This window comes from Paenibacillus antri (assembly GCF_005765165.1).
Taxonomy (GTDB): domain Bacteria; phylum Bacillota; class Bacilli; order Paenibacillales; family YIM-B00363; genus Paenibacillus_AE; species Paenibacillus_AE antri.
Genome location: NZ_VCIW01000003.1, coordinates 28,565 through 42,069, shown reverse-complemented (window position 1 = coordinate 42,069; position 13,505 = coordinate 28,565). Strand labels below are relative to the sequence as shown.

Here is a 13,505-nt window from a genome sequence, read left to right as displayed (position 1 = left end):
TTTCCAAACAGGAGGACGCACACGGAATGAAAACGATGAAGGAATACCGGTTCTGGTTCGTTACCGGCAGTCAGCACTTATACGGTCCGGAAACTTTACTGGAAGTCGAAGCTCACTCCCGCGACATCGTCGACAGCTTGAACCGCGACGCCGCCGTATCCGGCACGATCGAGTTCAAGGCCGTTCTGACGACGCCGGAGGACATCCTGAAGTTTTGCCTCGAGGCGTCGGCGGACGATTCGTGCTCGGGCGTCATCACATGGATGCATACGTTCTCGCCCGCCAAGATGTGGATCGGCGGCCTGTCGCAGCTGAACAAGCCGCTGCTCCACCTGCATACGCAATACAACCGCGATATTCCGTGGGACACGATCGACATGGACTTCATGAATACGAATCAGGCGGCGCACGGCGACCGCGAGTACGGCTTCATTAATACGCGAATGGGGATCTCGCGTAAAGTCGTCGTCGGCCACTGGAGCGAAGCGGGCGTTCGACATCGGATCGGCGGCTGGATGCGCACCGCGGCCGCGTTCCTCGAGGGGCGTCGGCTGAAGGTCGCCCGCTTCGGCGACAACATGCGTCAAGTCGCAGTTACCGAAGGCAACAAGGTCAGCGCGCAAATTCAATTCGGCTGGTCGGTGAACACGTACGGCGTCGGCGATCTCGCGCAACGCGTGAACGACGTCTCCGAAGCGGACGTGAACGCGCTGATGGACGAATACGACGCGTTGTATTCGATCGTCGAAGCCGGCCGCGCGCCGGGTCCGATTCGCGACGCGATCCGCTATCAGGCCCGCATCGAGCTCGGCATGAAGGCGTTCTTGACGGAAGGCGGCTTCACCGCCTTCACGACGACGTTCGAAGATTTGCACGGCCTCGAGCAGCTGCCGGGCCTCGCCTGCCAGCGCCTGATGGAGCAAGGCTACGGCTTCGCCGGCGAAGGCGATTGGAAGACGGCCGCGCTGCTCCGCGTCTCCAAGCTGATGGCCGGCAACGTCGGCACGTCGTTCATGGAAGACTACACTTACCATATGGAGCCGGGCAACGAGCTCGTCCTCGGCTCGCATATGCTGGAGATTTGCCCGACGATCGCGGCGACGAAGCCGCGAATCGAGGTGCATCCGCTCGGCATCGGCGGCAAAGCCGACCCGGCGCGCCTCGTCTTCGACGGACGCGGCGGCCGCGCGCTGAACGCGACCGTCATCGACCTCGGCGGCCGCTTCCGCCTCCTGATCAACGTCGTCGACGCGGTCCAGCCGGAGCGGGCGATGCCGAAGCTGCCGGTCGCGCGCGTGCTGTGGAAGCCGCAGCCGTCGCTGAACGAATCCGCGGAAGCTTGGATTCTCGCGGGCGGCGCGCACCATACGGTGTTCTCCTACAACATCGCGCCGGAGCAGCTGATCGATTGGGCCGAGATGGCCGGCATCGAATCCGTCGTCATCGACGCGGATACGCGGCCGCTCGCGTTCCGGAACGAGCTGCGCCTCAGCGACATGGCGTGGAAATTGAAGTAAACCTGTTGTATGATATAGATTCGAACCCGGAGACCGGCAGGCGCGCATCCGCGCCTGCCGGTCCTTCGCGTTCGGTTCCGGTTCCGCGGTCGAAGCGAAAGCCCCGCGGGAACCGTTGTCTATATCATTCGGAGGGAACGGAATCTCATGTACCACGCGAAATCCGCCAAAGACAAACTGCGCTTATTTCTAACCATCATGTGGCCGATCCTCGTTACGCAGGTCGGCTATAACGCCATGACCTTATTCGATACGATCATGTCCGGCCGCGCCGGCACCGCCGACTTGGCGGGCGTCGCCATCGGTTCGAGCCTCTGGATGCCCGCCTACGTCGCCTTAACCGGCGTGTTGATCGCGGTCACCCCGACCGTCTCCCAGCTCGTAGGGGCGGGCCGGACGGATCGGATCGCGCCTTCGGTCACGCAAGCGATCTATCTGTCGGCCGTCATCGCCGCGTTCGTATACGCCGCGGGCGCGCTCGCCCTCGACCCGATATTGTCGTTCATGAAGCTCGACGCCGACGTGCACGACATCGCGAAGCGGTATTTGATCGGGTTGTCCTACGGCATCCTGCCGTTGTTTCTGTCGGGCGTGATCCGGAATTACTTCGACGCGCAAGGGTATACGCGCATCACGATGGCCATCGTGCTGTTCGCCGTGCCTTGCAATATCGTCCTGAACTATGTACTCATCTTCGGCAAGCTCGGCTTCCCCGCCATGGGCGGCGTCGGGGCCGGCTACGCCACCGCCGCGACGTATTGGCTTATTTTCCTGATCAGCGTCTGGCTGTGCTTCCGCTTGGAAGCGCCCCGGCTTCAAGGCTTGTTCCGCCGCTGGCCGGCGCCTTCCCTGCGCGCCTTCAAGGAACTGCTTGCGATCGGCGTGCCGATCGGCTTATCCGTCTTCTTCGAAGCGAGCATCTTCTCGGTCGTCACCTTGCTCATGGGCACGTCGTTCGATACGGTGACGATCGCTTCGCACCAGGCGGCGATCAGCTTCGCGGCCCTCCTGTTCATGATGCCGCTCAGCATCTCCATGGCGCTCACCATCATGGTCGGCTACGAGATCGGCGCCGGCCGAAGCGCCGACGCGCGGCAGTACAGCATCATCGGCGTGACCGCCGCCGTCGGCGTCGTCGCCGCCATGGCGGTCGTCGTGTATTTCAACCGCGGCTTCATCGCCTCCTGGTATACGGAAGCGCCCGAGGTCGCCGCGATGACGCAGCATTTCCTTATCTACGCGCTTGTCTTCCAGTTGTCCGACGCCTCCCAAGCGTCGCTGCAAGGGGCGCTGCGAGGGTATAAGGACGTCACCGTGCCGTTCGTCACCGCGTTGATCGCCTATTGGGCGATCGGCATCCCGGCCGGCTACGCCTTGTCGTGGACGGCGCTCGGTCCGTACGGCTACTGGGTCGGCATCATCGCCGGCCTCACCTGCGCGGCGGTCGGCTTCGCGATCCGGCTTCGTCACGTGCAGCGGCGCGCGGGTCTCTCCTCGGGCGGCGCGTAATCGCCGTCTCGCAAAACAATGGCATCCTATACTGTGAATATACAGTGTAGGATGCCTTTTCTTCGCTCGTTTATTTATCGCTACCGCAGCCGCGCGCCGATCGTCAGCGCCAGGTTTCGAATTTGCCGCGGTCCCACGGTGTCGCTGAGCGCCAGTGCCCCGAAATAGACGGCGAGCGCCGCAGCCATCGAGCCGACCATCGCCCACAGCATCGTAAAGCCCGACTCGATCAAGCTCGCGTACAGCAGCTGCCCGGTGATCCCCATCAGCACCATGCAGATGCCGACCTTCACATATTTTCGGATGTCCATGTAAAATCCGATCACGCTCGAAATCGACATAAAGTTAAGCATCGTCAAAATAATCATGCCGATGCCGAGACCGTACGCGATGCCGACGATGCCGAACTCGCTGCCGAGCACGAACAAAGCCAGCGCCTTGAACGCCGTGGCCACGATATAGTTCCACATGGACGCATTCGCCTTGCCGAGGCCGAGCAAGATCGCGTGCAGCGGCGCATCGAAGTAGTGCAGGAAAAACATCGGCGCAAGAATTTTCAACAGCGGCCCCGCCTCCGGCGAGTTGTAAATCAACGTGGTGAGCGGCGTCGCCCACTCGAACAAGATGACCGTGCTCGGCGCTCCGATCAAGAGCGCGAGGCGCATCGCTTGATCCATCCTCTCGTGCATAAGCAGTCCGTTCTTGTTCGCGTTCGCCTCGCTGATCGCCGGGATGAGCGCCGTCGACAGGGAATGCGTCACGAAGCTCGGCAAAAACAGCAGCGGGAACGCATACCCCGCCAGCATCCCGAACTGCTGCGTCGCGAGCGCGGTGCCGATGCCGGCGAGCGCCAGGCTCTTGGTGATGAGCATCGGTTGGAACGCGCCGTAGATCGAATGAATGACGCCGTGACCGGTCGTCGGCAGCCCCATCTGCAGCAGCTCGCGCAACGTGCTCTTGCCGTGCCGGAGACGGTCCGCGAACGACTCCCCGACGATTCCCTTCTCCCGGAACGCCTTGTAGCTCGCGGACAGGAAGAGCAGCTGCGTCGCTTCGCCCGCGACCGAGGCGAGCATCGCGCCGGCCGCCGCGTAGGCGATGCCGTACGGCATCAGCAGATGGACGAGCGCCAAGACGCAGGCGAGCTGCACCGTGTTGTCCAGGATATCGGAGAAAGCGATCGTGGTCATCCGCTGCTTCCCGCGGAAATACCCCTTCAGCACGGCGGAGACGGCGACGATCGGAGCGATCGGCGTGATCGCGAGCATCGCGTAGTAAGCTCGCTGATCGGTCAGCAGGATCGACGCGATCCACTCCGCGCCGAGCAAGGAGACGGCCGTCAGGATGACGCTGAGCGTCCCCGTGACGAGTACCGATATGAACAAAATCCGCTTGATTCTCGTCTGATCGCCTTTCACGTCCGCCTCCGCGACGAATTTGGAAATCGCCACCGGCAGCCCGAGCTCCGTGACCGTGATGACGAGCGGCACGAGCGGATGCGCCATCATGAGCAGCCCGATTCCTTCCGCCCCCAGAATTCGCGCGAGAAACATGCCGCTGACGAATCCGAGAATCCGATTGACGAAAGCGGCGGCCGACAAGACGAACGTCCCGCGTATGAATGATTGCTGTGCCATGCGCACCTCTCCGTTCCAGAATACTTCATTGTATTCATGAATCGGAAAAGCATGCGAACATGTCCTTCCGCCTGTTATAATATCGTCATCGCACTTGTTTGAGACGGAGAGGAACATCCCGATGCACCCGATCGAGCTCGACCGCGGCACATGGACGGCGACCTGCCTAGCAATCGCCGTGCAGCTGCTGCCCAAAGAATTTCAACTACTGGAGACGCTTCACCGCCACGTCGGCAAGACGTTATCCCGCGAGCAGCTGCTCGACGCGGTATGGGCGCTCGAATCGCCGACCGATCGAACGGTGGACGATCACGTCTATCGGCTGCGCAAGAAGCTCGCGGCATGGCGGGACGCGTACGAGATTCGCACGATACGCGGCGCGGGGTACCGGCTCGAGGCGAAGACTGCGGCCGTCGAACGCCGCTCGAACCCGCTGCTCGCGGACCCGGTCCATGCCGAACGGATGCGCAAGCTGCTCGATACGAATCTGCTCTACGGGAACGGGGACGCGCTGTTGGCGCTGGCGACCCGCCCCGACGTGTTCGGCTTCGAGCTCGACGCGCCGCTGCGATCGTTCGTTCCGTTCCTGGAAGGACGGTTCCGCGAATTCGTCGAAGACCGCATGTCGTTCGGCGACCGCGTCTTCTTCCTGCTCCACCTGTTCCATCTCATGAAGCCTCGGGAAAGCAAACCCTATGTCGAAGCGGCGCTGCGGCAGCGCGTCATGCCGGACATCTGGCACAAAGAAGTGGAGCTGTACAATATCATCTTCATGCTCATGGATTGGGGCGAGTGGGAAGCGGCGGCGGCGAAGCTGGAGAAGCTTTGGCCGGAGGCGCTGGACGGAGAGTACGGAAATTTGGTGCCGTATCTCGCGAATCTTCGGTTGGAGTCGTGTATCTCTCGCAAGCGTTGGGACGGAGCGGAACGCGAGATCGAACGGATCGAGCGATTGATGCAAAAATACCCGTTCCAACGGGAAGAAGGCCGGTTCGCGGTGCTTTCGGGCCTCGCGCTGTACCGCGAACGGCCAGAAGCCGGCCTCGAACGCATCGACGGCGGGCTCGCGACGCTGCGCCGCACGCGCTTCGTTCCGCATCTGGCCGGCGCGCTCGACGTCGTGCTGCGGTACGCGGCGGCCGAAGGCAAGACCGCTCTCGCGAACCGGTACCGCCCGGAGTGGGAGCGGCTTCTGTCGGATACGGGCATGCTCGACATATTGCCTGCCGTCGAGGCGGAGCTTCGTAAGCTGCTATAAGAGCTCAGAATTTTCGAAAAGAAAGCCTTCTGATCTTTCTCTGACATTCGCGCGGTACGATGAACGCAAATGAACGCAATAGAGAAACGTATCAGGAGGATTTTTCATGTCTACTTTATGGTCTCCCCTTCGCCTCCCGGGCTTCCGGCGGCTGTTCGCGGGGCAAGCGCTGTCCGACTTCGCGAATTGGTCCGACTTTCTGGCGTTAAGCACAGTCGTCGTATACGTCTGGGGATACGGCGCGCCCGAGCTCGCTTTGCTCTCGGTATGCATCGGCCTTCCCTACGTCGTCGTCGGCCCGTTCGTCAGCTTGAAGATCGGGCGTCTCGACGCGCGCGCGGTACTGGTCTTCTGCGACGTCGTTCGGTTCGCGGCCGTGCTCGCCATGCTGTGGACGGAGTCGCTGTCCGCGCTCTTCGCGCTCGTGTTTATTAAGATGTGCGCCACCTCGATCTTCGATCCAATCCGGCAGGCGTCGATCAAGCGCCTCGTGCCGGAGGAGCGCATCGCCGAGGCGAGCTCGCTCAGTCAAGTGTTGGTCAACGGAACGAAAATTATCGCGCCGATGGTCGGCGGCGTCTGCATCGCCGTATGGGGCGCCTTCTCCCCGTTTTGGCTCGGCGCGGGGCTGTACCTCCTGTCCGCGGTCATTCTGGCGGGTCTGCCGCGCTTGATCGGCGAGGCCGCCGGACGGGCGAAGTCGCGTTTCGCGGACGACATGCGAGACGCCCTGCGGTTCGTGCGGAGACGGCCCGTTCTGCTGTACGCGATTATGTACCTGTCGGTATGGATGTTCTTCGTCTTCTTGTACGATGCGCTGTTCGTCTTGTTCACCGAGCGGCTCGGGCTCGGAGAAGCGTCGCTCGGCGTGCTCATGAGCGGCGTCGGGATCGGCAGCGTGCTCGGCTCGCTCGCCGCCGGGAAGTGGACGTTCTGGAAGGCATATCCGCTGAAGCTGATGAGCCGGCTCGGCATCGTCTCCGGGGCGTTCATCGCCGTCGTCGGCCTCGGCGCGTTCGGCTGGCTGCCGGCGTCGCTGTGGCTGTGGTGCGCCGTGTTCGTTATCCTGGGCTTCCTCGGCGGGTTCGACGCCGTGCCGTACGGATACGTGCTTCAGACGGAGACGACCGATGCGACGATCGCGCCGGTGTCGGCGATGGCGAACGCGCTCCAGACGGGCTCCATGCTCGTCGCCCCGCTGCTCGGCGCCGCGCTCGCGTCCTGGATCGGCGTCGGCGGCGTGTTCCTTGCCGTCGGTCTCGGCATGATCTTGTTCGCCGCGACGATTCTAGTCAAGCTGTCCGCGCGGGACGCCCGCACGTCCGGCTTGGAAACCCAGACTTAAGTCGGGCTTCGGTTCCCATCGGAAAGCCCTAGATTCGTTCGCTCCAACCTCATACAATGAATACATCAGATTCAATCGGTTGGAGGAACGGCAATGAAGGCGGTATACATCGTATTAACGGATACGGGCACGTTGTTCACGCGAATGATCAAGCGATTCACGAAGGCGCCGTACAACCACGCGTCGATCGCGCTCGACGGAGAACTCGCGGACATCTACAGCTTCGGCCGCAAGAGCTTGCGGCTGCCGTGGAACGCGGGTTTCGTCAGAGAGCGGCGGGACGGCGGCATCTACGTCGTGCTGAAGCGGACGACCTGCGTCGTCTACGAGCTTCGTCTCGACGACGAGCGCTACGAACGGGTCGTACGGGAGATCGAGCGATTCGAACGCGAAGCGGACCGATACGGATATAATTTTCTCGGATTGCTTAATTTCTTGTTTCCTACCGAGCTTCGCAATCGGGATTCGTATTTCTGCTCGGAGTTCGTGGCGACGGTGCTGCGGAACGGCGGAATCGACCTGCTGAAGAAGCCGCCGAACGCAACGGCTCCGCACGATTTCATGGCGGCGCAGGGGCTTCGCCCCGTGTACGAAGGACCGTTGGCGGCGTACAGCCATTCCTGCTGAAAGCCAATGCTTATAGCCTCCCGCAATCGCTGCGGGAGGCTTCTTTCGTTCGCGCGGAGCGGCCGAGCCGGCCGGCCGAAAAAAGGCCGCCCCGTCGCAATGGACGAGGCGGCTTCTCCGTTCCCGGAAGATGAAGCTTAGAAGAAAAACACGAAATAGATGACGGCCGCCAGCACGAGCCGATAAATCGCGAACGGCACGAGCTTGACGCGGTTGATGAGCTTCAAGAAGAAGCGAATCGAAATCATGGCGAAGAAGAACGCGCTAACGAAGCCCGCGATGAAGAACGGGATCGCGTCGACCGTGAAGTACTCGAGGTTTTTCACGAGCGAGATAAGGCTCGCGCCGGCCATGATCGGCACCGCCATGATGAACGTGAAGTCGGCCGCCGTTCGATGGTTCATGCCGATCAGCACGCCGCCGGAGATCGTCGCGCCCGAACGGGAGAAGCCCGGCCAGAGCGAGAAGCACTGGATCAAGCCGACGGCGAGCGCCTGCTTGTACGTGATTTGGTCGAGCGTCTCCGTCTTCGGCCGCTTCGGTCGGAAGCGGTCGGCGATAATCATGAGCACGGCGCCGAGCACGAGGCCGATGAGCACCGTCTCCGCGCTGAACAAGTGCTCGTCGATGTAATCCTCGGTCAATACGCCGAGCACGCCGGCCGGGATCAAGCCGACGATGACCTGCGCCAGCTTCAGCCGCTCGCCGGCCGGCGCGGAGGACGCCGACTTCCCCCCGACGAATCGCCGAAGCCCGAGCAGGTCGATGAACCGATTGCGGAACATGACGACGACGGCCAAGATCGAGCCGAGCTGAATGACGACCTTGAACGTGTTCGCCGCGTATTTGCCCAGGAACTCGTCGGATCGAAGCCACAAGTCGTCGACGAGCACCATATGTCCGGTGGACGAGACGGGCGCGAATTCCGTCATCCCTTCGACCAGTCCGAGAATGATCGCTTTTAAGAACGTAATAAAGTCCATTGGTTCTAGATTGCTCCTTCCCTATGTACGAGGTTGACCGGTTAATGATAACGCCCTCGCACCGGAAAAAGCAAGCGACCTTAGACGGGGCCGCCGCCCGCGCGAAGTCGCGTTCGAGAGCGCCGGCCGGCTTACCCCGCCTTCTCGTCGAAGCCGGCGGCGATCGAAGCCGCTTCCGGCAGCCGCTCCGTAAAGAACGCCATCCCTCGCTTGAACGCGGCGAATCCGTACAGCATGGAGCTCCAATCGATCACGGTCACCTTCTCCGGATACCACCGGTTCGGCAGCTCTAGATGCCGCCATGAATACCGATGCAGGCCGTACTTGTAAGACGCCCGAAAGTCGGCTTCGTCCTGCGGCCGTTCGGGGTTCGCGTACGAGTCGTACGGGATATGAAGCTTATATAGCGCATACAAGTCGAACACGCCCGCCGGATATACCGGCAGAAATCCCGCGACGATATAAGCCGATGCGATGTCGCCCGGCGCGTCGTTGATTTTGTCCGCATGATACGTCGGATACAGCCCGTCGTTCGCCCCGGCGCCGTATCCCCACACGTACGAAGGAACGTCGCTGGCTTCCTTCCACTTCAACCGGTCGGCCATGCAAGCATTTTCGAAAAATTCCCGATACTTCGGGCTCTTCGCGTAATCCCCTACTAGATAGAAGGGAAATTGATGCACGAAAGACGACAGGAACGCGCCTTCGCGCGTCGTGTCCGTCAAGACCGGAATATCGCGGTAACGCGCCTGAGGCAGCTGAGAGATGCGGTGCTCGGCGAAGCTGCGCTCCCACAGCTCCCGAATGTCGGCGTCGTCCGGTCGGCCGAGCAGCGCGAGGTACGAGACGAGCACGTATTCGTTATACGCCGGAAGCGGCGCCGTACCGCGGCCGTCCCTTACGATCATGTGGATCGAGCCCGCGTTCTTGTCGGCGACGACGACGCGCCAGTCGATCGACCGGAGCAGCGCGTCCGCCATCTCGGCGACGACCGGCGTCCGGTCTTGGAAATGCCGCCCGGCGAACAGCGCCCCGGCCACGAGCAACGACGTATCGATGGTCGATATTTCGGAATGTAAGTTTGCGCCGGTCTCCATATCGACGAAGTGCGCGAAAAATCCGGTCGCCGCATCTCTCGCCGGACGGCAGCCTTCGATGCGGCCCGTCGCGCCGTTCAACGTGACGATCGCCTTCGCCATCGCCTCGTCGTCCCATCCCTCCAGATCGGCGACGCACAGCGCGATCAGCCCGACGCCGGTCGCCGCGACGGAACAACGCGACTCCGGGTTAACGCCCATCGTCATGTACGCGTCGCCGTACAATCCGGTGCGCGGGTTGCGGCAGGCGTCGATCAAGGCGTACGCGTCGCGGTATTGACGGTCGACGAAAGCCTTCACGTCTCGCGGGAGTCGATCGTAAAACCGAGTCGTCTCCATATTGCGCTCCCCTCCTTGCGGACAAGCTTTAGAAAATAAACGCTCTCTTCTAAGCGTACCGCCTGCTCGCCTTCCTGGGAACGGCCGAATTTTGGAACCGGAACCATTCCGTGCACGCTACCCCCGCTCCCGCTCGCGGAAGCGGCTTCGGAACCGGATCGGCGTCTCTCCCGTCTCCCGTTTGAAGCCATTCGTAAAGTACGGCGCGTTCGCGAATCCGACCCGCTCGGCCACCTCCGCGATGCGGAGGTCCGTCGTCGCGAGCAGCAGCTTCGCCTGTTCGATTCGGTAACGCTGCAGGTATGCGAGCGGCGTGCAGCCGAACGTCTCCTTCATGCAGCGCAGCAAGTAGTTCGGGTGGAAGTGCAGCGTCTCGGCGAGCGTCCCGTTCGTGACGTTCTCCGCATAATGCCGCTTGATGTAGGCTTCGATGCGCTCCGCCACCCGCCAAGCGTTCGCGCCGGTCTGGGGCGGTCGCCCGAGCTCCAGCAGCCGCAGCAAGTCGTGGAACCGCCGTTGATCGTTCCAGAACGACGCGAATCGTCCTTGGGCGGAGGCGTCGTACAGTTCCTTGAGTACTCGGAACGTCTCCTCCGGAAACGGGACCGGACCGCTCTTCGGAAGGCGCAGCGCGCGCGGGGCGAACCAATCGTGCCAGCCCGGTTTTTCCACGCGGCGCGGGTCCGCCCAAGCGACTTCTCCGTTCCGCATCTCGGCGTATGCGCCGGGGGCATCGAAGTGAATCCAATAGAACGACGTCGGGACCTCGCAGGGCTTGAAGGGATAATGGTGCCGTCCGGGCAGCAACAGAAGCGATTGCCCGCGTCCGACGGTCCATTGCCGGCCTTCCTCGCCCATGTAAAGCACTCCCTCGTCGACGACGAGCAGATCGAAGACGGCGACGCCGCTGCGGGCCGGGTGCTGTCCGCCGGGCTCGAACACCGTGCGCCCGCATTCCAAAAAATAAGGAAGCGGCGGCACCTCCATCGATACGTACCCCGTCTCTTCCATCGACCCCTCCCCCTTTTTTTGTGTGAAATATTATAAAAAAGAAGTTAGAAGCGTACGTTCTCCCCATCTATCGTAAACGGTACAATGCAAGATGACAAACGGTTTTCCATAATATTTCCGCAGCGGAGGAATTCGGATGGCGCAGGTGCGATCGAGTAAAATTACGATTCAAGACGACTATTGGACGACGTATCGAAAGCTAGTGAGAGAGACGGTGCTCCCGTACCAGTGGGAGGCGCTGAACGATCGAGTCCCCGGCGCCGAGCCTAGCTATGCGATCAACAATTTCAACGTCGCGGCGGGTCTTAAGGAGGGAGAGTTCGGAGGGTTCGTATTCCAAGACACCGACCTTTACAAGTGGTTGGAAGGAGTCGCTTACGCGCTCATCGAAGCGCCGGACGCCTCGCTCGAACGATGGGCGGAGGAGGCGATCGACCTCATCGCCCTCGCGCAGCGCCCGGACGGATATCTAAACACTTATTTTACCGTCAAGGAGCCGGAGGGGCGGTGGACGAACTTGACGGACTGCCACGAGCTGTACTGCGCGGGCCATCTCATCGAAGCGGGCGTCGCCTATTACGAAGCGACGGGACGGCGCAAGCTGTTGGACGTGTGCTGTCGCTTCGCCGATTATATCGACCGCACGTTCGGAGTCGAAGAAGGCAAGCTGCGCGGTTACGACGGCCACCAAGAAATCGAGCTCGCCCTCGTGAAGCTGTATCGCGTCACGGAGAACGAAGCCTATCTTCGGCTCAGCCGCTATTTTCTCGATGAGCGCGGACGATCGCCGAACTTCTTCGCGGAGGAATGGGAGCGGCGGGGGCGCGTGTCCCATTGGCCGGGAAACCACGCTCGACCGAACCCCGAATATCACCAGGCGCATCTCCCCGTTCGCGAGCAGCGGGTCGCGACGGGCCATGCGGTGCGCGCGGTGTATATGTACGCCGCCATGGCGGACGTCGCGCGGGAGACGGAGGACGCGTCGCTCGCTTCCGCTTGCCGTACGCTCTGGGCCAACATGACGCGCAAGCAGATGTACGTGACCGGCGCGATCGGCTCCACGCACCATGGCGAAGCGTTCACGTTCGACTACGACCTGCCGAACGATACCGCCTACGCGGAAACTTGCGCATCGATCGGTCTCGTCTTCTTCGCCTCGCGCATGCTGCGGCTCGAGGCGCGCGGCGAATACGCCGACGCGATGGAGAGAGCGCTGTACAACACGATCGTCGGCAGCATGGCGTTGGACGGCAAGCATTACTTTTACGTGAACCCGCTCGAGGTATGGCCGGAAGCATGCGAGCGAAATCCCGGCAAGCGGCACGTAAAGCCGGTGCGGCAGCCGTGGTTCGGCTGCTCCTGCTGCCCGCCGAACGTCGCGCGCCTGCTCGGCTCGTTGGACCGCTACATCTACACATCGACGGAGGATACCGTTTACGTTCACCTCTTCATCGGAAGCGAGGCGTCGTTCGAGGTCGGCGGCGGCCGCGTGACGCTGCGACAGACGGCCTCGTTGCCGCGGTCGGGCGACGTCCGCTTCGTCGTGTCGCCGGAAGCGCCGGGGCGGCGGTTCGCGCTGGCGCTTCGCGTGCCGTCCTGGTGCGGCAGGGACGCGGCGCTGCGCGTGAACGGCTCCGCCGTCGCGTACGAAGCGCGCGACGGCTATGCCGTCGTCGAGCGCGCTTGGCAGGACGGCGATACGGTCGAATGGACGCTCGCGACGCCCGTCCTGCTGCTGGAAGCGCGCCCGGACGTGCGGGCGAACGCGGGCAAGGCCGCGCTGCAGCGCGGTCCGCTCGTGTACTGCTTCGAAGAAGCGGACAACGGTGCGCCGGTGTCGGCGCTGTCGATCCGCGAAGGCGCGGTCTGGACGCCGCGGTACGATCCCGACCTGCTCGGCGGGGTCGTCGTTCTCGAGGGCGACGGCTTCCGCGACGCCGCCGAGGACTGGGACGACGAGCCGTACCGTCCGTTCCGCCGCGCGGTCCGGCCGGCCGCGCTTCGGGCGGTGCCCTACGCGGTATGGGGCAACCGAGGCGTGGGGGAGATGGCGGTGTGGCTGCGCGTCGCGGCGTCTCCGCGCGCTTGACGTCCCAGATGTCGATGCCGTACGCCGTCAATCGATGCGTCAAGGCGCCGATCGGATCGTCTTCGCTACGGAATGTAACGTATTTTCCATCGA

10 protein-coding genes are annotated in these 13,505 nt (G+C 62.5%); 6 read left to right on the top strand and 4 right to left on the bottom strand.

Annotated elements, in window-relative coordinates:
• Positions 1-26: 26 nt before the first annotated feature.
• On the top strand, positions 27-1,517 hold the full coding sequence (gene araA, locus FE782_RS05840; protein WP_138193135.1) for an L-arabinose isomerase: 1,491 nt from the start codon (positions 27-29) through the stop codon (positions 1,515-1,517).
• Between the two features lie 147 nt (positions 1,518-1,664).
• Positions 1,665-3,026, top strand: coding sequence for an MATE family efflux transporter (locus FE782_RS05835; protein WP_138193134.1), 1,362 nt, complete (start codon positions 1,665-1,667; stop codon positions 3,024-3,026).
• Between the two features lie 80 nt (positions 3,027-3,106).
• Here FE782_RS05835 and spoVB read toward each other — a convergent pair whose 3' ends face one another.
• Positions 3,107-4,663 (bottom strand): stage V sporulation protein B, encoded by a 1,557-nt coding sequence (gene spoVB, locus FE782_RS05830; protein ID WP_138193133.1) that lies wholly within the window; start codon positions 4,661-4,663, stop codon positions 3,107-3,109.
• A gap of 121 nt (positions 4,664-4,784) precedes the next feature.
• On the opposite strand from spoVB, the gene FE782_RS05825 reads away from it, so the two are divergent.
• The 3 genes from FE782_RS05825 to FE782_RS05815 all read left to right on the top strand — a co-directional run bounded on the left by FE782_RS05825 (position 4,785) and on the right by FE782_RS05815 (position 7,893).
• Positions 4,785-5,921: a winged helix-turn-helix domain-containing protein gene (locus FE782_RS05825; RefSeq protein ID WP_138193132.1), complete on the top strand. Its 1,137-nt coding sequence runs from the start codon at positions 4,785-4,787 to the stop codon at positions 5,919-5,921.
• 106 nt (positions 5,922-6,027) lie between these two features.
• Entirely contained in the window at positions 6,028-7,266 is a 1,239-nt protein-coding gene (locus FE782_RS05820; RefSeq protein WP_138193131.1) for an MFS transporter, read from the top strand.
• 93 nt (positions 7,267-7,359) lie between these two features.
• The gene (locus FE782_RS05815) at positions 7,360-7,893 is read left to right on the top strand and encodes a hypothetical protein (protein ID WP_138193130.1); all 534 of its coding nucleotides are present in this window, start codon (positions 7,360-7,362) and stop codon (positions 7,891-7,893) included.
• 137 nt (positions 7,894-8,030) lie between these two features.
• Here FE782_RS05815 and FE782_RS05810 read toward each other — a convergent pair whose 3' ends face one another.
• The 3 genes from FE782_RS05810 to FE782_RS05800 form a co-directional block, all read right to left on the bottom strand.
• Positions 8,031-8,876, bottom strand: a complete 846-nt coding sequence (locus FE782_RS05810; protein WP_138193129.1) for an undecaprenyl-diphosphate phosphatase — start codon at positions 8,874-8,876, stop codon at positions 8,031-8,033.
• A 131-nt stretch (positions 8,877-9,007) separates the two neighbouring features.
• Entirely contained in the window at positions 9,008-10,312 is a 1,305-nt protein-coding gene (locus FE782_RS05805) for a hypothetical protein (protein WP_138193128.1), read from the bottom strand.
• Between the two features lie 117 nt (positions 10,313-10,429).
• A complete protein-coding gene (locus tag FE782_RS05800; protein WP_138193127.1) occupies positions 10,430-11,323 on the bottom strand; it encodes a helix-turn-helix transcriptional regulator in 894 nt (297 codons plus the stop codon).
• A 136-nt stretch (positions 11,324-11,459) separates the two neighbouring features.
• On the opposite strand from FE782_RS05800, the gene FE782_RS05795 reads away from it, so the two are divergent.
• Positions 11,460-13,412 carry a glycoside hydrolase family 127 protein gene (locus FE782_RS05795; RefSeq protein WP_138193126.1) on the top strand — a complete coding sequence of 651 codons (1,953 nt, stop codon included), beginning with the start codon at positions 11,460-11,462 and terminating at the stop codon, positions 13,410-13,412.
• Positions 13,413-13,505: the final 93 nt, after the last annotated feature.